A 21,707-nucleotide genomic window follows, 5' to 3' on the forward strand; every position below is an offset into this window, starting at 1 on the left:
AACGAGAAGCGTTGCGAACGGACGGTGCCCGCGCTTCGCGAGGACACTGGGGCTCTGGTTCAGCGGCATCGACGTTCCGGCGTTGTCCTTTCGTCGAACGGACCGTCCCGCACTCTTCGATCGAAATAGGCGCCGCGTTACGCCGACTCAAGCGTTTGTGTAGCCTGCGACATCGAAGATCCGCCGCGCCACGCGGTGGAAAGCGCCGAGCGGAAGCCGGGCCCAGCATCCCGGGCCTGATCGCAAGGGGGTGCTCGAGATCTTGCTCGCCGCGGCGATCCGGGAGATGGGCGGCAGCACCGCGGCGAAGACGTCTGCGCCGTCAGGCGAGTAGCCGACCTGCCACGCCGTCGCCCGAAGTCAGGCTAGCGCGCGGCAAGGGCGGCGAGGACACGCGCCTTCTGCGCGGCGGGGTCGATCGCGATCTCACTTAGCGTCTCGAGTTCGCGGTCCTCCCACGGGTTGCGGTCGGGATGGCGCGCGGCGTGTTCCGCGAAGACACGGTCGCGTGCCGCAACGAGGGCCTCGATCTCAAGGCGGAAGAGGCGTGTCATGGCGGTGAGCCATCGGTTGGTCGGCCAACTCGGAAACGCATGATCGACCGAGAAGCGCTCTATCATGCGCGTCACGTCCGCCGCCGGATACCAGGTCTCGGCCGTCACCCAGCGGTTCGTCGTGAAGAGACGGATCGGCGCGCCGAAGCGGTCCATCGAGATTGCGACGAGATGCGCGATGGCCTTGTCGCCAGCGGGCCATCCCTGCGCCACCGGATCTGCGACGGGAGTGACGCCCCCGGGCATGCCGCCGGCACGCAGGAAGCAGTGGAAATGGCCGTGTTCGGCCTCACGGTGAGCATGGTAGTAGTACTGCGAGTGCGTCTCGGCATCGTAGACGTCGCCCTGCGGGTAGTGCGTCATCTGTACGAACTGACCCGCGCCCTTCAGTATCTCGCCGACAACGTTGAGCCGTGCCTTGCCGAGCACGCGGAGGCATTCGTCGATCTCGTCCGCGGCTGCCGCCATGCGGCGCAGCTCCGCAGTATCAAGGTCGTCGAGCGGTGGCGGGCTCTCAAGGATCAGGACAGCGCGGTCGCTCATGCAGTCACCGGGCGGTTCAAGATGGTTCGGCCGAGAAGCCAGCCGCCAAAGGACAGCAGCGCCACCGAACCGCTCTGCCAGATCAGCACCATCAACGCAGCGTCCTGCGCGTGAAAGAGGCGCAGGCCGACATTGCCGAGCGCCGCCGCGGCGAGCATCGCGAGCGCCAGGTTGAGACGGGGTCGCACCGGAAAACCGCGCCGCAGCATCGCCACCAGCGCGATGGCCGGCACCGAGCCTGTAAGTGCGATAAAGATGAGGCATTCCGGCTCGCCGGTGATGCTGACGCCGGAGCGCCCGGTTAGAGCCGAAAGACATCCTACCCCTTGCGAGCCGAGCCAGAGCGCCGCAGGAATGATCGGTGCGAGAGCCACCCGGCGGCTGGTGCCGGGAACACTGAGGGCAAGCGCCGCATGGGCCGCGAGGATGGCGGTGGCGAGCGCCGCGAGCTGCTCGACCCAGAAGTGGGTCTCGCGAAGCTGCGCGGCGAGGTCGGGGCGCGGCGACATCAGGAGCACGATGACCGCGGCAAAGCCTGCCGCCAGCGCAAACCATCCGAGGCAACGCCGCCAGGCGGGGGGCAGCGGGCGAACCGGTCCGGCATGGGCGAGGCGGTCGATGAGGGCGTCGGTCTGCATCAGAGGCGACCCTCCCCGACAAGTGCCTGTAACTTGCGGGCGGCGCGGTGGACGGCGATCTTGAGGGCGGCGACGGTCGAACCGCTCGTCCCCGCCGCCTCGTCAAGCGACATTCCGCGCAGGCGCACCAGTGTAAAGGCGCGACGTTCGGTCTCCGACAACCCCAACAATGCGCGTTCCATCGACATTCCGTTCATGACTTCATCTGAAGGATTGTTCGCACGGGACCCCGAAAAGGTTTCAGCGATGGCCGCCATCTCTTCGAGAAGCATGCCGGCACGGCCGCGGCGGCGGTGAAGGTCGGCCACCCGGTAGCGCGCGATTGCGGCGATCCAGGGCAGCACCGGCCTCGTCTCGGCCCAGCTCGCTCGCGCCACATGGACCGACATCAGCACCTCCTGCACCAGATCCTCGACGTCGGCCTCGGACAATCGGGTCGCACGCGCCCGCATCTGCCGGCGCAGACGGAGACTGAGTTCGGCGAGGAAAGCGCGGTAGGCGCCCTGGTCGCCGAGTCGGCCACGGCGCAGCAGGTCGGCCAGCCGCTTGTCGTCAGCGATCGTCTCGTCGTTCGGGCGTCGCTCCGTCGGCATGGGCTTTGGGCTTTCGTCACTCGGTACGTCTCGCTGATCCTGCCTCGACACCGGACCGCTGCGAAAGGAACTTTTTTGTAACCGCCGGGGTGCGACCGGCGAAGAGGCTAACGACGGACTGCCTAATGGCAGGCCCGCGGCAACGACAGACACGACAATCCACAACTTGGGAGGACCGAATGAACATTCTGACGCAGGTACCGAGGCGGGCCCGCAGCGCGCTGCGCCTTTCGACCGCAATGCCAATGGCGCTGATGATGGGTGCCTTCGCGCTTTCGGCATCGGTGGGTGCTGTCGCAACCACCTCGGCAGCGGCCCAAAGCCAGGCCGTCAACCCGTGCGCGGCCAATCCGTGTGTCCCGAAACCGAGTGCCGCGCCGGCCAATCCGTGTGCAGCCAATCCATGCGCAGCGGCCAACCCGTGTGCCGCAGCCAACCCGTGCGCGGCGACCAAACCGAAAGCAGGCAACCCCTGCGCGGCGTCCCAAACCGAGCCGGCCAACCCTTGCGCGGCTAACCCCTGCGCCGCCAATCCGTGCGAGGCCCAGGGAGCCGGAGCGAAGACGGACTGCGTGCTGCCGTCGGCAAACCCCTGCGCGGCGAAGAACCCTTGCTCCGCCGCTGCCAACCCATGTGGCGTGGCTAACCCGACAGCCGCGGCCACCCCGTGCGGAGCTGCTAATCCGTGCGCCGCTTCGGCCAATCCGTGCGCTGCTGCCGCCAACCCCTGCGCCGCCGCTAATCCTTGCGCGGCCAACCCCTGCGCGGCCGACGCCGTCAAGGAGGTCAGCGACGAGGAAGCGGCGCAGATCTACGACTGCCTCCTCGACAAGATGGAGGAGCAGGCGGCGGCGCTCGAGGCGGGCGAGAGCATCGAGGGGCCCTCCTGGCTGAAGTCTGACCTGTCCGAGGCGCGCGCCTTCCTGTCCTGGGAGACCGTGAGCACCGGACCCTACAGCTCGGCCACCCATGGCGGACGGTATGTCGTTAATCTCGCCGACGAGAACGCGGCACCAACCTATCGGCAATTCGAGGCAGGCGGCGCGATGCCCGCGGGCGGCATGCTCGGCAAGCCGAGCTTCACCGTCTCGCCGGACGGCCACGCCGTGCTCGGCCCTCTCTTCCTGATGGAAAAGGCCGAGGCCGGTGCGTTCCCCGAAAGCGGCGACTGGATCTACACCGCGATCATGCCAGACGGCTCGCTGATGGGGCGGACCGGCGGCGAGAACGGCGCGGCGATGGAGTTCTGCGCCGCTTGCCACATGAGCATCGGCGCCGACACCGACAGCATGACGTACCTCCCCGAGGCGTATCGCGTCTCCAACTGACGCCCCGGCCGCGGGACGCCTTAAGCGGCCCGCGGCCCCTTACCCTGGAGTTCATGACGATGATCCAGCTCTTGGCCGCTCTGGCAATGATCCTCGTGGGCGATGCGGCGCGGGCACAGCCGGATAGCTGGCGGCAGGAGTGGCCAGAAACCGACTTTTCGCGCAGCGCCGTCGACTTCGCCGAAATCGTCTCGGGCGGCCCACCCAAGGACGGTATCCCGGCGATCGATGCGCCGCGGTTTCGCAAGGCGTCGGACGAGACGCGGCTCGATCCACGCGAGCCAGTGATGAGTTACGCCCCCAAGGGCGTGCCGGGCCGAGCCTATCCGATCCGGTACCTGATGTGGCACGAGATCGTGAACGACGTGGTGGCGGACATACCCATCGCGGTGACCTACTGCCCGCTCTGCAACAGCGGCATGGTCTTCGACACGCGCATCGACGGGATGCCACACACGTTCGGCGTCTCGGGCAAGCTGCGGCATTCCGACATGATCATGTACGACCGGCAGACCGAGAGCTGGTGGCAGCAGGCGGTCGGCGAAGGCATCGTCGGTGCCCTTACCGGCCAGAGGCTCACCGCGTTGCCGGCGCGGATGGAGAGTTGGCAGGCATTCCGCGCGGCGCATCCGGACGGGCTGGTGCTAGACGAGCCGGACCGGGCGCGCGCCTACGGCCACAATCCCTATGTGGGATACGACGGCGCGCGCCGCCCGTTCCTCTATACCGGCGAGAACCCGCCGCACGGAATCCCGCCGCTCGCCCGCGTGGTTCGCGTCGGCGAGCGCGCTTGGCCCCTCGAGCGGCTGCGCCAGGCGGGCCGCATCGAAGAGGCGGGGGTGACGCTGGAATGGCGGCCGGGTCAAGCCTCGGCGCTCGACAGCGACCGAATCGCGGAGGGGCGCGAGGTCGGCGACGTGGTGGTGCGGGACGCGCAGGGGCAGGACATCGCCTACGACATCCCTTTCGCGTTCGCGTTCCACGCCTTCTACCCGAAGGGGGGCTGGATGCTCGGGCGCGGCGCCAGGTAGCCGAAGCGGCATCGCCGTGGATGTTCCCTCGTTGTCGCCGCAGACGCTATCGTGCTGCTCAGTGATCGTGGTTGGCGTCGCGGTCGCGCTTGTCGGCTCGCGTGCCCTTGGCGAGGCCATGTTGCCCGCCGTCTGCCCCGGCGACGTCTTCGCGCGAAGAAGTTCGACACTTGGGTCCGTGCAATGACCGCCTTTCTGGAGAACGCCTGTGACACGATGCTCGACCGAATCGGGCGGTGGATGGCCCGGCGCCTCGACGCACCGACGCCCGGCTACCAGCCTTACGCGCTGTCGGACTACGATACGCTCTGCCAGACTCTCAGGATCGGCGACGTGGTGCTGGTCGAAGGCCGCCAGAACGTCTCGGTCGCGATCAAGTACCTGACGCAGTCGACCTGGTCACATGCGGCGCTCTATGTCGGCAACATGGCATCGTTGTCAGCCGACGGCGAGCTACCGCGGCTGGTCGAGGTCGAACTCGCCGAAGGATGCGTCGCGGTCCCGCTATCGAAATATCGCGACCACAACATTCGCATCTGCCGTCCCCGAGGGCTGCCGCGCGCTGATCGTCTCGCCGTCGCGCGGTTCATGGTCGAGCGGATCGGCATGCGCTACGACTTTCGCAACATCCTGGACCTGGCGCGCTATTTCCTGCCCACGCCCCCGGTGCCGGTTCGTTGGCGCCGCCGCATGCTGGCGCTGGGGTCGGGTGACCCGACGCGGGCGATCTGCTCGTCACTCATCGCGCAGGCCTTTCAGTCGGTCCGCTATCCGATTCTTCCCGACATCCTCATCACGCCGGGGGGAGTCGGCCGTGAGGCGCAGCGCGAAATCTTCCACATCCGGCACCACTCCTTGTTTGCGCCCCGCGATTTTGATCTGTCGCCCTTCTTCGAGATCGTGAAGCCGAGACTTGTCGCCCACTTCAATCCTCGTGAGATTCCGTGGGGCGATCCGGCGCCGAAGATGCCGCCGTTTCCGGGCCTTGAGATTGCGGCCTGCGACTAAACGGGCCAACCTTAGCACGACATTCTTCGTCATGGCGGCGGGGGCGGCTGCCTGCGTGGCACCGCGCTGAGCTTCTGGTCGCGAACGTTTCCTTCAAGGTTCAGCACGTCCACCACGCGTCACTGCATTTTCACGGCTCCCCACCGGCACGAACACAAAGCCCGGGAAGGCCCAGAGCCGCACCACCCCCCGCATCGACACCAGCCGAACCGTCACCGACATGCCCCCGTTATCTGTGACCATCACGCGACACGGCCGGTCAGCATCGCCGGTGAGTTACGTAACGGCGGCTGGGATGATTGAGCGGCATCATCCGAGCCGCTACGAGTCCGGGTGCACGCTTGTGTTTCCACATGACAGCGACCTCGGCGAAGCCTAATCGGTGGCTCTCGCCGAAGGCGACGAAAATCGTCGCCCATCGCTCTTGACCTTCCAGCGAGTGGAAGCCCCACTTGTTCACAGCGAGGCTGCTTAGCCATCGTGACGCTACACGTCGGAGGTGTAGGAGAGCCAGGTGGGCCGCTCGCCATGACCCGTCTGGCTCCAGGATCGCCAATGTGCCGCGCTGGCAATTGGATCGAACGAGGAATAGCCTACGCTCATGCAGTTCATCGCCCGCCTGATATTTGTCGCACTCCTCGCCGCATTCGCGGCGAGTTCGGTTGCGCATGCGGCTGGCTCGGCAAAGATGGCCGCCGACATGGTGGCCATCGACGTCGCATCCATGGACATGGCGGACTGCGAGGCCTGTGATGGTCCCGAAGTCGGCGGTATGGGCCTCGCCTGCGATTTCCATTGCGGCTCAGGCAGTCTTGCGGCCGTCCTCGGACCGCAAGGCGATCGGTTCGTTCAGCCGACGGGCGGTCTCTTGGACCCGGCGGTAACTGACGACCATTGTGGCCTGACGTGCCCTCCGACAGAGCAGCCCCCTCGAACTCTCATCTAATCTGACGCCCGGCGCTATCGCGTCGGGGCGTCTTGCCGTGACTATCGGTGCGTTGGCGCCGAAGCACGGTGGTGACCGATGCCGGATTATTTCCGGCTTTTCGGCAGACGACCAATCGATCAGTGAGAGTTGAACAATGGCTCGAAATCCCGACCCGGCGCCTTCGCGCGCCACCATGTCCGCCCCCGGGAGCCCGCAGGGCTTCCTCCATCAGACCCGACGCGGATTTCTGTCTGCTTCCTTGACCGCAGTCGGACTTCTGGCGCTCCCGGTCGCATTGCGCCCGGCCATGTCGGCATCGTCCCCGGCCGTGGCTCTCGCATTCGACGGGGAGGCGCTGATCGCGGCAGGGGCGACCCTCAGCCGCAGCGACGACGGGGGACGCACGCGGATCTCACTGTCCGGGCCTGACGGCATCCTTGCGCTGGCGACCCACCCCGAGCGGCCGGGCCGCGTCGTCGCCGGGCTCGCTTCCGGCGGGGTTGCCGTCTCGGAGGATGGGGGGCGCGCGTGGGAAAGTCAGGTCGTCGGATACGGCAAAGGTGCCGTCGATGCGGTCACGTTCGCGGCTCGCCAGCCCGATATGATGTACGCCGCGATCCGCGGCGACGGCCTCTGGAAGAGCGAGGACGCCGGCAGGAACTGGAGCCTCGCGATGGACCGCCCGTGGCTCGACGATGCGGAGCGTGACCTTCGGTCGCTTGCCTCGGTCGATCTCGCGACCGGCATGGGCGGGATCTGGATCTACGCGGGCACCGACACCGGGATCACGCGCGTGCCGGATTGCTTCTGCCGTTGGCAGGACGTCCAGCCCGGCAACGCGATGGACGCTCTGGTAGCCGGCGACGCACCGCCTCCAGAAGCGCCGCTGCCGTCGGGCGAGCCGGTCCGTGCGCTGGCTGGCGCACATACCGCGTCGGGGATGCTCTACGCCGCCCTGCCGTCGGGCGTCTGGAGTTCACGGGACGCCGGGGTCGTCTGGTCACGTTTGACGTCGGGTGACGCCTCCGCAGTGGCGGTGAACCCGTCCGATCCCAAGTACCTCGTCGCCGCGCTGGATGGCGGTTTGAAGCAGAGCCGCGACTGCGGCACCACCTGGTCCGCGCTCGCGACCTCCTGAAGGATTTCATCATGAAGAACGCTCTCGTCATCGCCTCGATCGTGACCGTCGCAGTCGCTGGAGGCATCGCCTTCGCCACATTGTCCTCGGCGCAGGATTCAAGTCGGTCGCCCACTGCCGCGATCGCCGCTGCGGAACAGATCGTGCCCTCCAAGAGGATCACGATCTGGCGGGATCCAAACTGCGGATGCTGCGACACCTATGCCGAATATCTGGAAGCCAAGGGCTATCAGGTGACCCGCGTCGACGATCCGGGTTTCGATCGGCGCTCAGTCGATGTCGGGGTGCCGCAGGATGGGATCGGCTGCCATCTCGCCGAGATCGACGGCTACTACGTCAGCGGGCTCGTGCCGGCAAAGATCATCGAGCGCCTGGTGACCGAGCGCCCGCAGATTGCCGGAATCACGCTGCCCGGCATGCCGGGCAACGCCCCCGGAATGGCGCCGGAGAAGACCGGCACGTTGAAGACCTATGCTTTCGGTGAGGGCGGAATTTCCGTCTACTCCGATGAGTGATTGCATTGGCGGAATGATGGACGGGCCGATGATGGGCTTGATGATGGCGGGCGGCGGCCTCGTACTCCTGCTCGTCGTGACGGTTTTGATCCTCAGCCTCATGGCGTTGGTGAGATACCTCCGGGGGCCAAAATGAAGCCGATAGCGATTGCTATCGTCACCGGTGCTGCGGCGGCGGCGTTGGCAGTCATCGCCGCGCTGGCGCAACAGCACGGCGGCGAAGCGCCTGCGCAGGACGTCACCTTCCTGGGCGAGCCGGTCACGGCGGATGAGATCGCCCTTGGGCAGGATCTTTACGCCGCGAACTGCGCGTCTTGCCATGGTGACAATCTGGAGGGTCAAGCCGACTGGATGCGGCGGCTCGAGAACGGCCGAATGCCGGCGCCGCCGCATGACGAGTCCGGGCACACCTGGCACCATCCGGATCGGCAGCTCTTCACCATTACAAGGCTGGGCGTTGGTGGGGTCGTGCCGGGCTACGACAGCGACATGCCCGCCTTCCAAGACGTGCTGACGGACGAACAGATCCGGGCAGTGCTCGCCTTCATCAAGAGCACTTGGCCGGAGCGCCAGCGCAACTTTCAGGCGGACGTCACAGCGAACGACGAGGGTGGCTCGTGAACACGGCAGTCGCTCGAGATCCTTGGCAACGGGACAGCGCGGAGGACAACGCGCTGTTCGGAAACATCATCGCAAACGGAAGGAACTGAACTTGACCGACACATCTCATTCGGCCCCAAGGCCGCGATCCGCTGGGTTTCGCATGCCGCTTGGCCGCAGGGGACTGGTGATCGCCGCGATGGCGATCACCAGCGCGGGCATGGCGTTGAATTGGGATTGGCTTACGGCGATCGGGGCCGCACCGCTGATTCTGGCGCTCGCCCCCTGCGCTGTGATGTGCGCCACCGGATACTGCGTCATGTGCAAGAGCAAAAGCTGTGACGCAGACAGGAGCCCGACCGACGCGCCGGGTACGACCAAGGACTGAAACCAACCCAACCGAGGTGACGACCATGAAGACGAACACCACACTTGGCTTTGTAATCGCTTTTGCGGCCATGATTTCCGCGCCCGTGACCTTTGCGCAGGAGGACGCCGCGCCGGGGAAGATGACGCAGGGCGACGCCATGAAGGGCAGTGACATGCAGGGCGGCGACATGTCCGGCATGAAAGGCATGATGGGCGGCGATGAGTCCGGCATGCAGGGCATGATGCAGATGATGCAGCAGATGCGTCCGATGATGGAGGACTGCACCGAGATGATGCAGGCAATGGCCGCTCAGCCTCACCACGCCATCCCGAAAAACGACGGCTGATAGCCGTGCAGGCCCGGCCCCGACGGTCGGGCCTGCGTTTCCACGTTGAAAGAGACCCGATGAACTCAGTCTACCTCTCCCTGTCTCGTCTCCGTCTCCGGGCGCGACCGGGTGTCGACACGCTCGATGTTGGCGCTGCTCAACCCAGGCAAGGGTGCGCAGCGGGGCCCATCGGTCAAGCTCGTCACCGACGGGACAGCCCGACCGGGGTAAACCAGCGACGTCGAAGCCCGGCCGCTCTCGGTATTATGCCTGGTCCCGGATTAGTTGACGAACCGGCCAGTCGAAGCGGGAGAACCCAGTGTTTCGCAGGCGCGCGTCGCAGCGCTCGAGACGCTCACGGAAAGGTCACAGTCGGGGGGGCAGTTCCAACCATAGACTCCGCCGCCGGGTTGGAGGGCGGATATTGAAACGTATCGTTCTTGTCCTGGTGTTGATGCTCGCGCCCATTGGCGAAGCTTTCGCGCACAGTTCCGACGCCCCGATTGACGAGCTTATGGCCGAGCGGGAGCCCGCCTTCGAGCATTCCGATGGACGCCTTGCGCCACCGCTGAACGGGACCGATCCCGACGGATCGACGCTGCGTCTGGACGGGCTTCAGGACAAGATACTCGTGGTCAGCTTCATACCCGCGGGCTGCGGTTCGCCTTGCAATGCGCAGCAGGCACTTTTGCGCGCGGTGCAAGAGGGGGTGAACATCACGCCGATGCGCGATCGGGTCACCTTCCTCACGGTGGGTGCCGCCTCTGTGGCAGGCTTGGACAGATCGAACTGGCTACCCGTCACGGTGGGTGAAGGCGCCGCCAAGGCGGCGGCATCCTTCGCAGCCCTGTCCGCGCGTGAGGACTACGCGCCAATGATCCATGTCATCGACCGCGGTGGACGCCATGCCGCCATCTTTCACGGCGCGGAATTCGCCCGCACGAACCTGATTGTCTACATCAACGCATTGACGAACACGCCACCGCCGGAGAGCGGCTGGCTCGACAGCATACTTGGAGCGTTTTGATTATCGTGGCGCACGTTCGGCTCCGCCTATCCTAACTACCGAAGCGCCGTCCGGCGCTGGATCTGACGACAAACGAAAGGTCGAAACCCATGATGTCCAAGCGGACGACATTCCTCGCCGGCATGCTTGCCCTCCTGTCTACGTCCGTGCTCGCGGCAGAGAACGTCGAAATGTTCTCGACGTCTGGATGCGGGTGCTGCACCGGCTGGATGAAGCACCTTGAGGAGGCCGGGTTCGAGGTCGAGAACGAGAACCTCGCGATGGCGGATCTCTACGCGAAGAAGATGGAGGCCGGACTGAAGCCGGGCCTGACCTCGTGCCACACGGGTTTCGTCGGCGGCTATGTCGTCGAGGGTCACGTTCCGGCCGCGGAGGTCAAACGGATCCTCGCCGAGAAGCCCGACGCGATCGGCCTAACCGTTCCCGACATGCCTGCCGGCAGTCCCGGTATGGGCGAGAGCGACAAACCCTACGAGGTGCTCCTCGTCGCGCGAGACGGCACCGCCACCGTCTATGCGCGGTACCCGAAATGAGGTCGACGCATATCGCGACCGCGGTGGCCATCAGCCTCGGCTTTGTCGGCCCCATCACGGCACATGAATTCAAAGCCGGAAGTCTGACGATCGACCATCCGTCGTCCCGACCGACCCCGCCGACCGCGAAGGTCGGGGTGGGGTATTTGTCGGTCACCAACGTAGGAAGTCGAGCAGACCGACTGATCGGCGGATCGGCTACCGTCGCGGGTAGATTCGAGATCCACGAGTCGTCGGTGGAGAACGGCGTCGCACGGATGCGTCCGGTCGAGAACGGAATCCTCATCGAACCGGGTGCGACGGTCACGCTGGCTTCCGGGGGAACCCATATCATGCTGCTCGTCCTGAAGGAGGCGATCGTCAGGGACAGCTCCTTCGAAGGTACACTGGTGTTCGAGCATGCTGGAACCGTACCTGTCCGCTTCTCGGTCGAAGGCTTCGGCGGAGCCGGTGCGGCTACCACCCACGAGGGTCACGGGCAATGACATTGCGCACGGCCCGACGCTGGCTTTGGGTCGCCGTCGCCGTGGCCACGGGAGTCTTCGTCGGAGCGGCTTGGACGCTACCGAGTTCCGAGCATGCGCCCACTGCCGACACGAGTTCGGCCACGCCCATCGGTGGTGAGTTCTCACTGGTGGATGAGGACGGAAAGCCCAGGACGTGGTCGGACTTTCGGGGCGGGCCCGTCGCGGTGTTCTTCGGTTTCACGCATTGTCCCGACATCTGCCCGACGACGCTCGGTGAACTGTCGGTGCTCCTCGACGCCCTTGGAGCGCAAGCCGACGAGTTGCAGGTCGTGCTGATCAGCGGGGACCCCGAGCGGGACACGCCCGAGGTACTCAATGCCTATCTCCAGTCATTCGATCCACGGATCGTAGGTCTCACGGGACCGGAAGCCGAGGTCGATCGCGCGTTCTCAGCCTTCAAGGCTTACCGGAGGAAGGTGCCGACTGGAGGTGGCGACTACACGATCGACCACTCGGCCGGGATCTACCTCTACGACCGGAACGGCGGGTTCGCCGGGACGCTCGATATACATGAGGACATGGAGGTCCGGCGGAAGAAGGTCGAGCGGCTGTTGTCGGTTGAGGCTTGAGTCTGGTCGAGCGATCGCCTTCATGCCTGGCTGGGCCGCCAGATACACCGCGCCGCTCCGCGGGTCGGTGGATGCATCTGCGTAGCTCGTCAACCGTGACGATCCATAAGGACCATCCACCATGATTGGCCTGCGCGAGGCACTAGAAGCCAGGCAGGTGGCCATCTACTTCGCCGCGATCCTCGTGGCCGTCGTGGCATCGTTCGCCCTTCCGACGACCGGTCTCGCGGCGGCCATCGATCCCGCCTTGGCGTTCATGCTGTTCGTCACCTTCCTCCAGGTGCCGTTGGCCGACCTCAGACAGGCCTTGCTCCAGGTCCGGTTTTTCGCCGCTCTCGCGGGAGCCAATTTCGTCGCTGTCCCCGTGCTGGTGTTCGGCCTCGTCCAGTTCCTGCCCGCCGACCCCATGCTCCGTCTCGGCGTCCTTCTGGTCCTGCTGGCACCCTGCATCGACTACGTCGTCACCTTTGCACAGATCGGCAGGGCGGACGCGCCGCTACTGCTCGCCTCGACGCCCGCGCTCCTCGTCCTCCAGATGCTCCTGCTCCCCGTCTACCTCGACCTCTTCCTCGGCGACGACGCCGCGCGGCTGGTACAGGTAGGCCCGTTCCTCCACGCCTTCGTCTGGCTGATCGCGATCCCGCTGGCGCTCGCCGCGGTCGTCCAGTTCGGTGCGGCGCGAAGCACCGCGGTCGGGTGGGTTCGGGAGAGTCTCAGCGTCATGCCCGTTCCCGCAACGGCGCTCGTCCTGTTCCTGGTCTTCGCAGCCGTCGTGCCGCAGCTCGGCCTCGCGATCGACGGCGCGCTCCGCGTCGTCCCGATCTACGTCGCATACGCCATTGCCGCGCCGGTTGTCGGCTGGTTCGTGGGCCGGCTTGTGGGCCTTGATGCTCCCGGGGCGAGGGCGACCGCGTTCAGCTCGGCGACGCGCAACTCTCTCGTCGTGCTGCCGCTGGCCTTTGCCGTGCCGGGCGCGGTGCCGCTCCTGCCGGCCGTCATCGTCGCCCAGACGGTCGTCGAGTTGGTCGCCTCGCTCGCCTACATGCGGATCATTCCGAGAATGGGCAGGGCGGAAGCGGCTACGGCCGCCTGAGCCTGCGGGCACCAGTCGCACGGGCACTGGCGTCTGCCACTCCGGCCGACACGGTTTCCCCGTTGTTCCTGTTCGCGTGAAAGGGTGCCCGCAGCGATCCGGCCAGGGGTTTACCCATGTTCCCCGATGAGGCACCGTTCCTGCGTCATCCGCGCCGTCGACGAATGTCATAGCCGCCCCTCTCCATGCGGCCCGCCGCTTCGGTTGGTCGCATGACGAAACATTGTTCTCCGAGAGGGAATTCATACGTTGTGCCTTGTGAGGGAACTCTGTAACGATATGCGTGTCCTCTCCAAGCAGACATTGAGGAAGTTCTGGGAGTCGGAGCGCAGGCATTCCGTTGCCAAGGGACCCCTCGAGGCATGGCATGAAGAGGCGAAGGCGGCGACCTGGAAGCACCCGAACGACCTGAAGGCGACCTACCGGAACGCCAGCGTGGTCGGCAACGGGCGCATCGTGTTCAACATCAAGGGCAACGACTATCGTCTCGTCGTTAGCATCAACTACGCGATCGGCATCGTGTACGTCTGCTGGGTCGGGACGCACGAAGACTACGACAAAATCGACGTGGAGACGGTCCGATGCACGTGAAGCCCATCAAGTCAGAAAGCGACTACGAGACCGCGCTCGCTCGCGTGGGAGACCTGATGTCGGCTGAGCCTGGCACGCCCGAGTTCGAGGAGCTCGACTTCCTTTCCGCGCTCGTCGAGACGTGGGAGGCCAAGCACCACTCAATTGCCCATCCTGACCCGATCGACGCCATCGCGTTTCGCATGGACCAGGCAGGCCTCGCCCGGCGCGACCTCGTGCCGTTCATCGGTAGCGCGAGCAAGGTCTCCGAGGTGATGAACCGCAAGCGGCCGCTGACGCTCGCGATGATCAAGGCGCTGCATGCCGGCCTCGGAATTCCCGCAGAGGTCCTCCTACGCGAGCCGGAGGCCAAGGATGCGTTCGACGCGTCGAAGTGGCCATGGCACGAAATCGTGCGCCGGGGCTGGGTCGCGGGTTTCGCCGGGACGGCCAAGGAGGCGCGGTCACGTGCCGGGGAGCTTGCGCGCTCCCTCATGCCACAGGCTTCCACAGGCTGCATCCAGCCAGCCCTCTACAGGAGATCCATCCGAGCGAAAGGGACGACCGACGAGCATGCCGTCGCGGCCTGGACATCCCGTATCGTGTCAGTCGCCTGCGACGAGGCATTGCCGGGGCGGTACGAGCCCGGTTCGGTCGACGCGGACTTCGTGGCCGACTTGGTCAGGCTGAGCTTCCTCGACGACGGGCCGCGGCTCGCAAGGGAGTTCCTTGGAAAAAACGGCATCCACCTCGTCATCGAACGGCACCTGCCAAAAACGCGGATCGACGGCGCTGCGACGAAGCTTGCCGACGGGTCCCCCGTCATCGGCATGTCGCTTCGCCATGACCGCCTCGACAACTTCTGGTTCTGCCTCGCGCATGAGCTGGCGCACGTGGCGCTTCATCTCGACGGCGCGGCGGGCGAGTGGTTCGTCGACGATCTCGACTCCGAGGGGACGGGGCAGGAGCGCGAGGCGGACGACTGGGCGCGGGAGGCGCTGCTCCCCACCTCCGTATGGTTCGAGGTCGCAGGCGTCCGGCGCGAGGCCGAGGTACGGGCTTGGGCGCGGAAGCTGTCGATCAGCCCTGCTATCATCGCCGGACGGCTACGGTTCGAGCAGAAGAACTACAGGCTGATGACAGATCTCGTCGGACAGGGCGGGGTCCGCAGCCACTTCGGGGTCGTCTGATCCAGGTCCACGGCTCGAACGGCCCGTTCGGTTGAGGTCGTCTCGATCCGCGAGGACGCGGCGGGCTTCCGTTGGACGGACGGTTCGGCCCACTGTCTTCTGCGACCGCATTTCGTAATTCGGTCGACGGGACGACAGCCTGAACGTCGTCGCCGTCAACTGGGCGCGCGACGTCGTCGAACATCGTCTCCTGGGCGCGCTCGCCCAGCAGTGCAATCAAACGCGGCCGCGACAGCGCCCGATTGTAGAGAACCGCCCCATCCGGCCCGACGTCGGAGATCTGAAAGCTTCCCTTCGCCAGATCGATCGCCAACCAACATGCTGATCTTCGTCATTGATGCACCCGACATCTCTGCCAGATGGCGTCGAATACCCGTGCGATGGCGGCCTTCTGGCCGGTGTGGGCGTCCGAGATGACGAGCTTCACTCCCGCCAGGCCCCGGGAACGCAGGAAGTCGGTCCTCCAGCGCCACCTCGTCCAGGCCAGGTTGCCTGCGGCAAAACCCTGGCCACATGACTTCGCCGCGCTGCCCACCGTACCCAAGGCCAAATCACCGCGCTCGCCGCCGGCGACTGGATCGAGACCGGCGACAATCTGGTCGCCATTGGCAACTCCGGCAGTGGCAAGACGCATCTGCTGGCGGCCGTCGGCCATTCCCTGGTGGAGGCCGGCTACCGCGTTCTCTATACCCGACCACCAATCTCGTGCAGCGGCTACAGGCCGCCCGCCGCGGCCTCGCCCTGGAGGCGGCTCTGGGAAAGCTCGACAAGTTCGACCTCCTGATCCTCGACGACATCACCTACGCCAACAAGGATCTGGCCGAAACCAGTGTCCTGTTCGAGCTGATCGCCCGGCGATACGAGCATCGCAGCCTCGCCATCGCCGCCAATCAGCCCTTCAGCGCATGGGACCGAGTCTTCCCCGAGCAGGCTGTCGCTGTCGCCGCCATCGACCGCCTCGTCCACCACGCGACCATCCTTGANCAGCGCATGGGACCGGGTCTTCCCCGGGCAGGCTGTCGCTGTCGCCGCCATCGACCGTCTCGTCCACCACGCGACCATCCTTGAGATGAACGCCGAAAGCTACCGACGGCGCACCGCCGCAATACGGATCGACGGCGGACCGTCAATTGTCCGCCAAAGCCTCAGCGACAACCAAACTGAACCAGGGAGCGACAGCCAAACCTGACGACAACCACCAACCCAGCGGCAGCAGCACCAGCCAACTTGGCTATCGCTGACCGGACATCACGGTTGACGTGCTACATCTACGCCGCCATTCAGCAGAGCCTCCGCAAGGTGAGGGCGATCGCGGGGACTACTGACAACGGCGGCGCCTTTTGCCCGCCGATCGCCTGCTCGGGTTTTTTCCAGAACTTCGTTCACAGCACCGCTTCCGCTTCCTAAATCTGCATCATCATCAGGCAGCCCCCAGCGATGCTATCGATGAGCTGGTCTGCGGCACGGTGCAGCGGATGTACCGGTGCCGGGAAGGGCGCACCCTGACTTGCTATCTGACGCAGAGTGTCGGTGACGATCCCTTAGTGCGTGTGCCTCCGGCGTGAGCCGCCTTGCGAACTTTGGATGACATCGTTGGTCGTGCCGTTACGTTTGTAGTCATGGGTCATGGTCGCGCCGCGCCCCTTTTTTAACGGCAGGCCCGGCTGCGTCCTGTCGAGTGCCTGGATCTGGCTCTTCTCGTCGACGCTGAGCACCACGGCATGCGCCGGAGGGCTGACGTAGAGCCCGACGATGGCGTGGAGCTTCTCGGCGAAGGCGGGATCTCTGGATAGCTTGAAGGCGCGCCAGCGATGCGGCGCGAGGCCGTCAGCCTTCCAGATCTTCTGCACCGTCGCCACCCCAAGCCCGACGGCCTTCGCCATGGCCCGCGCAGTTCAGTGCGTGGCCTCGTGCGGCGGCGGCTCATGTGTCAGGCGCACGAGGTCCACGACGCGGCCATCGCCGATCGGAGCCTTGCCGGGCGGACGCGTCTTGTCCTCGAGCAACCCATCGACGCCGGCCTCAGCGAAGCGGGCCTGCCAGCGCCAGACGGTCGTGTTCGAATTGCCCATCGCTGTCATGATGGCGTTGGTCCCGACACCGTCGGCGGTCAGAAGGACGATCCGCGCTCGCCACGCATGCTTCTGCACCGTGTTGCGGTCTGCGACGATGGCCTCCAGACGCCGGCGATCGGCGGCGGAGACCGAAATGGTAACTCCTGTGCGCATGCAGCAGACTCGCATGCGAGCACACCGATGTGAATCCCACACCGGACTCTTTCGTTCCGGTCAATCCACTAAGCCCTTGGGAAGCTCCATATGATTCCGCAAGCGACCGCGAACAGAACCGCGGACCATGTCGAGATACCTAACGTCAAATAAAGAAGGCCGCCGGCTGCAAGCATCAGCACGGCGGACCAGACGGCGCGACGTAGGACTGCTCCGAGGGGTAGATCATCCGAACGCACAGGGGACTCTCCGATTGCCAGCATCGTAGCCTAGTGGGGGGCGGGGCAGCGTCAATCGCCATTTGAGATCTCCCGGGTTCTGACGGCTTCGGGCCAAGGCCGGTCAGAGTATCCGCGGCGTGGGCGGGCGCGGAGTCGGGTATGGAATCGAAGGGCGCTGCTCGTGTAGTTGATGTTTGACGAATGAGTAAAGATATATTAGATATGCATTTCCTAATTTAGGACATGTTCAAATGATCACCGCAGCCCAGATGCGGGCCGCCCGTGCCCTTCTCGGCGTCGACCAGAAAACCCTGGCCGAGTTGTCGGGTCTTTCGGTCCCCACGATCCAGCGGATGGAAGCCAGCACCGGCAACGTCCGGGGGGTCGTCGACAGTCTGACGAAGGTCATCGCGGCGCTGGAACGCGCGGGGATCGAGCTCATTGGTGAGGGCATGGCGAGTACAGCGCAAGGGCGCGGTGTGCGCCTGAAATCGACCTTTGCGAAACCCTGACTACCCAGACCCTTCAACCCGCGACGGCGACCGCCGACGACTGCCGACGATCCCGCCGCTTCCTTCACCAAGGTGCGGCTCACGATGAAACACCAGACCACCAGCGACGCGCCTAGCTTCGCCGAGCTCTTCACTCCGAAGCTCCTGACAGTGCTACGCGAGGGTTACAGGCTGCCCCAGTTGCGTGCGGACGCCATCGCCGGGCTGACCGTCGCCATCGTGGCGCTGCCGCTCTCGATGGCTATCGCCATTGCATCTGGTGCGACCCCCGCGCAGGGGCTCTACACTGCCATTGTAGGCGGGTTCCTCGTCTCGATGCTCGGCGGCTCGCGCTTCCAGGTCGGCGGGCCCGCCGGAGCCTTCATTGTCCTGATTGCAAGCACTGTCGCGCTGCATGGGATGGACGGGCTCATCCTCGCGACCTTTCTGTCGGGGCTGATGCTGGCGGTCGTCGGGTTCCTGCGGCTTGGAACGTTCATCAAGTTCATTCCCTTCCCGGTGACGGTCGGGTTCACCGCCGGGATCGCGGTCATCATCTTTGCCAGTCAGATCAAGGAGCTCTTCGGGCTGGCGCTCGAGAATGAGCCGGGCGAACTTCTCGAGAAATTCCCGGCCCTTTGGGCGGCACGCGGCAGCATCACGCCGGCCGCCATCGGCCTGTCCGTTGCCACAGTCGGGGTCATTCTCGGATTGCGCCGCTGGCGTCCCCATTGGCCGGGCATGCTGGTCGCCGTCGGACTGGCGGCGGCGGCCACAGCGGTTCTGGCGCTGCCCGTTGAGACCATCGGTACGAAGTTCGGCGGGATTCCCTCGTCGCTCCCGGCACCAAGCCTTCCCGTTTTCTCCTTGGACGAGATCATGGCGGTTCTCCCGGCAGCGATCTCCTTCACCCTGCTCGGCGCGATCGAGTCGCTGCTTTCGGCAGTCGTCGCCGACGGCATGACCGGACGCAGGCACCGCTCGAACTGCGAGCTTGTTGCGCAGGGCGTGGCCAATGTCGGTTCGTCCCTCTTCGGCGGCTTCTGCGTAACGGGGACCATCGCCCGGACCGCGACCAACGTACGGGCGGGCGCGCACGGACCCGTCGCGGGGATGCTGCATGCCCTTTTCATACTTCTGTTCATGCTCGTAGCGGCGCCGCTTGCGGCCTACATCCCGCTTGCCGCGCTCGCGGGGGTGCTAGCCGTCGTCGCATGGAACATGATCGAGAAGCCGGCCATCGCCATCCTCCTGCGCTCGGGATGGGGCGAGGCGACAGTCCTGGGCGCAACTTTCTTCCTGACGATCTTCCGCGATCTGACCGAGGCGATCGTCGTGGGCTTTGCGCTCGGCTCCGTGCTCTTCATCCATCGCATGAGCTGGACGACCGCCGTGGCAACTCACACGCCCTTCGTCGGTCGCGACGAGGCCGATTCCACCCAGCCGCGGGGCGCCTATGGCGAGAAGAGGGCGACAGACCCGGACATCGTGATCTACCGGATCACCGGAGCGCTGTTCTTCGGCGCGACAGCCTCCATCGGTTCGGTCCTCGACCGCATCCAGGACAGCCACAAGGCGTTGATCGTTGACTTCGCGGCCGTGCCATTCCTCGACTCGACGGGGGCCAACATGATCGAGGGGCTGGCGCACAAGACGCACAAGCAGGGCGTTTCGCTCTGGCTGACGGGTGCCAGCCGGGACATTCAGCGAGTGTTGATCACGCACGGTCTCAAGAAAACCTCCGTTCAGTATGCTGCGACCATCGAGGATGCTGTGGCCAGTTTGCCGGACTTTGCCGAAGAAGGTTGGGAAATCACGTAATGCTCAGCACCGCATCGTCGTCAATGTGCCGCAATTAGAAAGCTCAGTTTACACGGCTAGAATCTTTTGGATCTCGGCCGCCAACTGGTCCTGGTTGTAGGGCTTGACCAGCCTCGGCAGTCCCAGTCGCTCGCCGGCCGGAAGCTCGGCATACCCGGTCGCCAGCAGGATCGGGAGATCGGGCCTCACGGCACGTGCTGCCACGGCAAGTTCCGCCCCATTCATGCGCGGCATCGAAAAATCGGTGATCATCAGGTCGAAGGACTGGCCGTTCCCCAGGAGCTCCAGGGCTTGCCCCCCCGAGTTTGCCTCGACGACTTCGTGGCCGAGATCCTCCAGCATGTCGACCGTGCTCATCGCGATCAGCGCATCGTCGTCCACTGCCAGGATCCGGGCGCGGACCGGGTCTGCGGAAACCGCCTCCACAAGGGCGGTAGCATACTCCAGTTTCGGCGCCATGGTCTGGGTTGCCGCAGGCAGCTAGAGCTCCGCCTGCGTGCCCTTGCCGACGCTGCTCGTCAGGCACAAGTCGCCGTTGAGCTGGACGGCGAGGCCGTGGATCATCGACAGGCCGAGCCCCGTTCCCTTGCCCACACCCTTGGTGGAGAAGAACGGTTCGATTGCCTTCTCCAAAGTCTCGGGGCTCATGCCCTGGCCCGTGTCTGTCACAGTCAATCGAACGTAGTTGCTTGGCTTGAGACCGCCATTGCCCTGGGCATGGTCGATGCGGACCAGCAATTCGCCGCCATTCGGCATCGCATCGCGCGCATTGACGACCAGGTTCAGGATGGCGAGCTCCAACTGATTGGCATCGATCATCGCGACCGACGGTTCACTGACAAGTTCGAGGCGAAACTCGATGCTGTTCCCGAGGGAACGCTCAAGCAGGTCGGTTATCCCCGTCACGAGTTCCGCCAGGTTCCGCGGCTCGACGACAAGATCCTGGCGTCGCGCGAAGGCGAGCAGGCGCTGGGTCAGAGCGGCTCCGCGCTCCGCCCCCTTCAGGGCCCCGTCGATGAGGCGAACCGCACGCGGGTTGTCGGGCACGTGCTTGCGCAGGAGGCCGAGGTTTCCGATGACCGCCATCAGCAGGTTGTTGAAGTCGTGCGCGATGCCGCCCGTCAGTTGCCTGATCGCCTCCATCTTCTGGGACTGTCGCAGAAGCGTCTCGGTCCGCTCGCGCTGTTCGACCTCTGCGGCGACGGTCCGGTGTGCCGCCTCGAGCTCGGCCGTGCGATCGGCGACCCGTGCCTCGAGCGTCTCGTTGAGGCGTTGCAGATGTTCCTCGGCCGCCTTGCGGTCGGTGATGTCGGCGGACACCCCGACAAGCTTGACCGTGCGACCGTCGCGATCGCGAACGATCCGGCCGTTGATCGTCACCCATTGTGTCGAGCCATCGCGCCAGAGTGTGCGGTACTCGATGGTGTAGGGGATACGATCGGTCGAGGAATCCATGCAGGCATTCGACACCTACTCGCGATACAGCGNTCACCCATTGTGTCGAGCCATCGCGCCAGAGTGTGCGGTACTCGATGGTGTAGGGGATACGATCGGTCGAGGAATCCATGCAGGCATTCGACACCTACTCGCGATACAGCGAGTTTGGCGGCCCGTCGGACTGGAAGCGGGACGTCGCCCGCGCTGTGATCACCGCGGCACGGAGGTGCTGGGGACGGTTGTCGCCGCCAATAGACCCGGTGACCCCGATCTATGGGAGCTGGAGCAGGCAGCTTCCGAGGTCGGGATACAGCAGGGCAATCGCATTTCAGAACAGGCTGAGCAGGCGAGAGAGGAATGCGTTGTCCCAGCCTGCCCTTTGGAATTTCCCCTTCAAGGATTCCTTTGAGCCGTCCTTCTGCATGA

22 protein-coding genes and 4 pseudogenes are annotated in these 21,707 nt (G+C 65.3%); 20 read left to right on the forward strand and 6 right to left on the reverse strand.

The genetic code is table 11. The annotated features are described in order from the left end of the window. Positions 1-365: 365 nt before the first annotated feature. The 3 genes from VQ042_RS13165 to VQ042_RS13175 are packed head-to-tail and all read right to left on the reverse strand — an operon-like array spanning position 366 to position 2,328. Positions 366-1,097 carry a DUF6969 family protein gene (locus VQ042_RS13165; protein ID WP_331819958.1) on the reverse strand — a complete coding sequence of 244 codons (732 nt, stop codon included), beginning with the start codon at positions 1,095-1,097 and terminating at the stop codon, positions 366-368. After that, entirely contained in the window at positions 1,094-1,735 is a 642-nt protein-coding gene (locus tag VQ042_RS13170) for a DUF1109 domain-containing protein (protein ID WP_331819960.1), read from the reverse strand. Before VQ042_RS13170 ends, VQ042_RS13165 begins: the two co-directional genes overlap by 4 nt. Then, positions 1,735-2,328, reverse strand: coding sequence for a sigma-70 family RNA polymerase sigma factor (locus VQ042_RS13175; protein WP_331819962.1), 594 nt, complete (start codon positions 2,326-2,328; stop codon positions 1,735-1,737). Before VQ042_RS13175 ends, VQ042_RS13170 begins: the two co-directional genes overlap by 1 nt. A 179-nt stretch (positions 2,329-2,507) precedes the next feature. Here VQ042_RS13175 and VQ042_RS13180 point away from each other — a divergent pair, with 179 nt between their 5' ends. The 16 genes from VQ042_RS13180 to VQ042_RS13255 all read left to right on the forward strand — a co-directional run bounded on the left by VQ042_RS13180 (position 2,508) and on the right by VQ042_RS13255 (position 15,083). Then, positions 2,508-3,656, forward strand: coding sequence for a hypothetical protein (locus tag VQ042_RS13180; RefSeq protein ID WP_331819964.1), 1,149 nt, complete (start codon positions 2,508-2,510; stop codon positions 3,654-3,656). Between the two features lie 59 nt (positions 3,657-3,715). Beyond that, the gene (locus VQ042_RS13185) at positions 3,716-4,687 is read left to right on the forward strand and encodes a DUF3179 domain-containing protein (RefSeq protein ID WP_331819966.1); all 972 of its coding nucleotides are present in this window, start codon (positions 3,716-3,718) and stop codon (positions 4,685-4,687) included. 183 nt (positions 4,688-4,870) lie between these two features. Next, on the forward strand, positions 4,871-5,695 hold the full coding sequence (locus VQ042_RS13190) for a YiiX/YebB-like N1pC/P60 family cysteine hydrolase (RefSeq protein ID WP_331819968.1): 825 nt from the start codon (positions 4,871-4,873) through the stop codon (positions 5,693-5,695). A 601-nt stretch (positions 5,696-6,296) separates the two neighbouring features. Then, the gene (locus VQ042_RS13195; RefSeq protein ID WP_331819971.1) at positions 6,297-6,641 is read left to right on the forward strand and encodes a hypothetical protein; all 345 of its coding nucleotides are present in this window, start codon (positions 6,297-6,299) and stop codon (positions 6,639-6,641) included. A 241-nt stretch (positions 6,642-6,882) separates the two neighbouring features. Continuing rightward, positions 6,883-7,761 carry a hypothetical protein gene (locus VQ042_RS13200; RefSeq protein WP_331819973.1) on the forward strand — a complete coding sequence of 293 codons (879 nt, stop codon included), beginning with the start codon at positions 6,883-6,885 and terminating at the stop codon, positions 7,759-7,761. Between the two features lie 11 nt (positions 7,762-7,772). Next, on the forward strand, positions 7,773-8,276 hold the full coding sequence (locus VQ042_RS13205) for a DUF411 domain-containing protein (protein WP_331819975.1): 504 nt from the start codon (positions 7,773-7,775) through the stop codon (positions 8,274-8,276). Positions 8,277-8,408: 132 nt separating this feature from the next. Continuing rightward, the gene (locus VQ042_RS13210; RefSeq protein ID WP_331819977.1) at positions 8,409-8,897 is read left to right on the forward strand and encodes a c-type cytochrome; all 489 of its coding nucleotides are present in this window, start codon (positions 8,409-8,411) and stop codon (positions 8,895-8,897) included. A gap of 166 nt (positions 8,898-9,063) precedes the next feature. Beyond that, positions 9,064-9,264: a hypothetical protein gene (locus VQ042_RS13215; RefSeq protein WP_331819978.1), complete on the forward strand. Its 201-nt coding sequence runs from the start codon at positions 9,064-9,066 to the stop codon at positions 9,262-9,264. Positions 9,265-9,289: 25 nt separating this feature from the next. Beyond that, on the forward strand, positions 9,290-9,592 hold the full coding sequence (locus tag VQ042_RS13220) for a hypothetical protein (RefSeq protein WP_331819979.1): 303 nt from the start codon (positions 9,290-9,292) through the stop codon (positions 9,590-9,592). 406 nt (positions 9,593-9,998) lie between these two features. Beyond that, on the forward strand, positions 9,999-10,601 hold the full coding sequence (locus tag VQ042_RS13225) for a peroxiredoxin family protein (protein ID WP_331819981.1): 603 nt from the start codon (positions 9,999-10,001) through the stop codon (positions 10,599-10,601). A gap of 89 nt (positions 10,602-10,690) precedes the next feature. Beyond that, a complete protein-coding gene (locus tag VQ042_RS13230; protein WP_331819983.1) occupies positions 10,691-11,134 on the forward strand; it encodes a DUF411 domain-containing protein in 444 nt (147 codons plus the stop codon). Between the two features lie 23 nt (positions 11,135-11,157). Then, the gene (locus VQ042_RS13235; protein ID WP_331819984.1) at positions 11,158-11,619 is read left to right on the forward strand and encodes a copper chaperone PCu(A)C; all 462 of its coding nucleotides are present in this window, start codon (positions 11,158-11,160) and stop codon (positions 11,617-11,619) included. Continuing rightward, positions 11,616-12,230: an SCO family protein gene (locus VQ042_RS13240; protein ID WP_331819985.1), complete on the forward strand. Its 615-nt coding sequence runs from the start codon at positions 11,616-11,618 to the stop codon at positions 12,228-12,230. The genes VQ042_RS13235 and VQ042_RS13240 overlap by 4 nt, the downstream gene beginning before the upstream one ends. Positions 12,231-12,351: 121 nt before the next feature. Continuing rightward, on the forward strand, positions 12,352-13,323 hold the full coding sequence (locus VQ042_RS13245; RefSeq protein ID WP_331819987.1) for an arsenic resistance protein: 972 nt from the start codon (positions 12,352-12,354) through the stop codon (positions 13,321-13,323). Between the two features lie 279 nt (positions 13,324-13,602). Then, positions 13,603-13,914 (forward strand): type II toxin-antitoxin system HigB family toxin, encoded by a 312-nt coding sequence (locus tag VQ042_RS13250; RefSeq protein WP_331819989.1) that lies wholly within the window; start codon positions 13,603-13,605, stop codon positions 13,912-13,914. Beyond that, a complete protein-coding gene (locus tag VQ042_RS13255) occupies positions 13,911-15,083 on the forward strand; it encodes an ImmA/IrrE family metallo-endopeptidase (RefSeq protein WP_331819991.1) in 1,173 nt (390 codons plus the stop codon). Before VQ042_RS13250 ends, VQ042_RS13255 begins: the two co-directional genes overlap by 4 nt. A 337-nt stretch (positions 15,084-15,420) precedes the next feature. Here the strand turns inward: VQ042_RS13255 and VQ042_RS13260 are convergent. Beyond that, positions 15,421-15,543 (reverse strand): annotated as a pseudogene (locus tag VQ042_RS13260) (transposase); the annotation flags it as partial. Between the two features lie 135 nt (positions 15,544-15,678). Here VQ042_RS13260 and VQ042_RS13265 point away from each other — a divergent pair. After that, a pseudogene (locus VQ042_RS13265) lies at positions 15,679-16,151 on the forward strand (ATP-binding protein). Further along, entirely contained in the window at positions 16,063-16,272 is a 210-nt protein-coding gene (locus VQ042_RS13270) for an ATP-binding protein (RefSeq protein WP_442880079.1), read from the forward strand. The pseudogene VQ042_RS13265 and the gene VQ042_RS13270 overlap by 89 nt, the downstream one beginning before the upstream one ends. 355 nt (positions 16,273-16,627) lie before the next feature. Here the strand turns inward: VQ042_RS13270 and VQ042_RS13275 are convergent. Then, positions 16,628-17,311, reverse strand: a pseudogene (locus VQ042_RS13275) (IS630 family transposase); the annotation flags it as partial. A 472-nt stretch (positions 17,312-17,783) separates the two neighbouring features. Here VQ042_RS13275 and VQ042_RS13280 point away from each other — a divergent pair. Together VQ042_RS13280 and VQ042_RS13285 are read left to right on the forward strand one after the other, a co-directional pair. Further along, positions 17,784-18,044, forward strand: coding sequence for a helix-turn-helix domain-containing protein (locus VQ042_RS13280; RefSeq protein WP_331819993.1), 261 nt, complete (start codon positions 17,784-17,786; stop codon positions 18,042-18,044). 84 nt (positions 18,045-18,128) lie between these two features. Beyond that, the gene (locus VQ042_RS13285; RefSeq protein ID WP_331819995.1) at positions 18,129-19,844 is read left to right on the forward strand and encodes a SulP family inorganic anion transporter; all 1,716 of its coding nucleotides are present in this window, start codon (positions 18,129-18,131) and stop codon (positions 19,842-19,844) included. 48 nt (positions 19,845-19,892) lie between these two features. On the opposite strand, the pseudogene VQ042_RS13290 reads toward VQ042_RS13285, so the two are convergent. Beyond that, positions 19,893-21,272: pseudogene (locus tag VQ042_RS13290) on the reverse strand (ATP-binding protein); the annotation flags it as partial. Between the last annotated feature and the right edge of the window lie 435 nt (positions 21,273-21,707).

The organism is Aurantimonas sp. A2-1-M11 (assembly GCF_036549475.1).
Classification (GTDB): Bacteria; Pseudomonadota; Alphaproteobacteria; order Rhizobiales; family Rhizobiaceae; genus Aurantimonas.

What these genes read in the sequence shown, in the direction of transcription:
- VQ042_RS13185 (WP_331819966.1), top strand. Translation starts at nt 3,716, where the DNA reads ATGATCCAGCTCTTGGCCGCTCTGGCAATGATCCTCGTGGGCGATGCG.
- VQ042_RS13210 (WP_331819977.1), top strand. Translation starts at nt 8,409, where the DNA reads ATGAAGCCGATAGCGATTGCTATCGTCACCGGTGCTGCGGCGGCGGCG.
- VQ042_RS13170 (WP_331819960.1), bottom strand. Translation starts at nt 1,735, where the DNA reads ATGCAGACCGACGCCCTCATCGACCGCCTCGCCCATGCCGGACCGGTT.
- VQ042_RS13165 (WP_331819958.1), bottom strand. Translation starts at nt 1,097, where the DNA reads ATGAGCGACCGCGCTGTCCTGATCCTTGAGAGCCCGCCACCGCTCGAC.
- VQ042_RS13245 (WP_331819987.1), top strand. Translation starts at nt 12,352, where the DNA reads ATGATTGGCCTGCGCGAGGCACTAGAAGCCAGGCAGGTGGCCATCTAC.
- VQ042_RS13285 (WP_331819995.1), top strand. Translation starts at nt 18,129, where the DNA reads ATGAAACACCAGACCACCAGCGACGCGCCTAGCTTCGCCGAGCTCTTC.
- VQ042_RS13280 (WP_331819993.1), top strand. Translation starts at nt 17,784, where the DNA reads ATGATCACCGCAGCCCAGATGCGGGCCGCCCGTGCCCTTCTCGGCGTC.
- VQ042_RS13250 (WP_331819989.1), top strand. Translation starts at nt 13,603, where the DNA reads ATGCGTGTCCTCTCCAAGCAGACATTGAGGAAGTTCTGGGAGTCGGAG.
- VQ042_RS13195 (WP_331819971.1), top strand. Translation starts at nt 6,297, where the DNA reads ATGCAGTTCATCGCCCGCCTGATATTTGTCGCACTCCTCGCCGCATTC.
- VQ042_RS13220 (WP_331819979.1), top strand. Translation starts at nt 9,290, where the DNA reads ATGAAGACGAACACCACACTTGGCTTTGTAATCGCTTTTGCGGCCATG.
- VQ042_RS13230 (WP_331819983.1), top strand. Translation starts at nt 10,691, where the DNA reads ATGATGTCCAAGCGGACGACATTCCTCGCCGGCATGCTTGCCCTCCTG.
- VQ042_RS13205 (WP_331819975.1), top strand. Translation starts at nt 7,773, where the DNA reads ATGAAGAACGCTCTCGTCATCGCCTCGATCGTGACCGTCGCAGTCGCT.
- VQ042_RS13175 (WP_331819962.1), bottom strand. Translation starts at nt 2,328, where the DNA reads ATGCCGACGGAGCGACGCCCGAACGACGAGACGATCGCTGACGACAAG.
- VQ042_RS13180 (WP_331819964.1), top strand. Translation starts at nt 2,508, where the DNA reads ATGAACATTCTGACGCAGGTACCGAGGCGGGCCCGCAGCGCGCTGCGC.
- VQ042_RS13190 (WP_331819968.1), top strand. Translation starts at nt 4,871, where the DNA reads ATGACCGCCTTTCTGGAGAACGCCTGTGACACGATGCTCGACCGAATC.
- VQ042_RS13240 (WP_331819985.1), top strand. Translation starts at nt 11,616, where the DNA reads ATGACATTGCGCACGGCCCGACGCTGGCTTTGGGTCGCCGTCGCCGTG.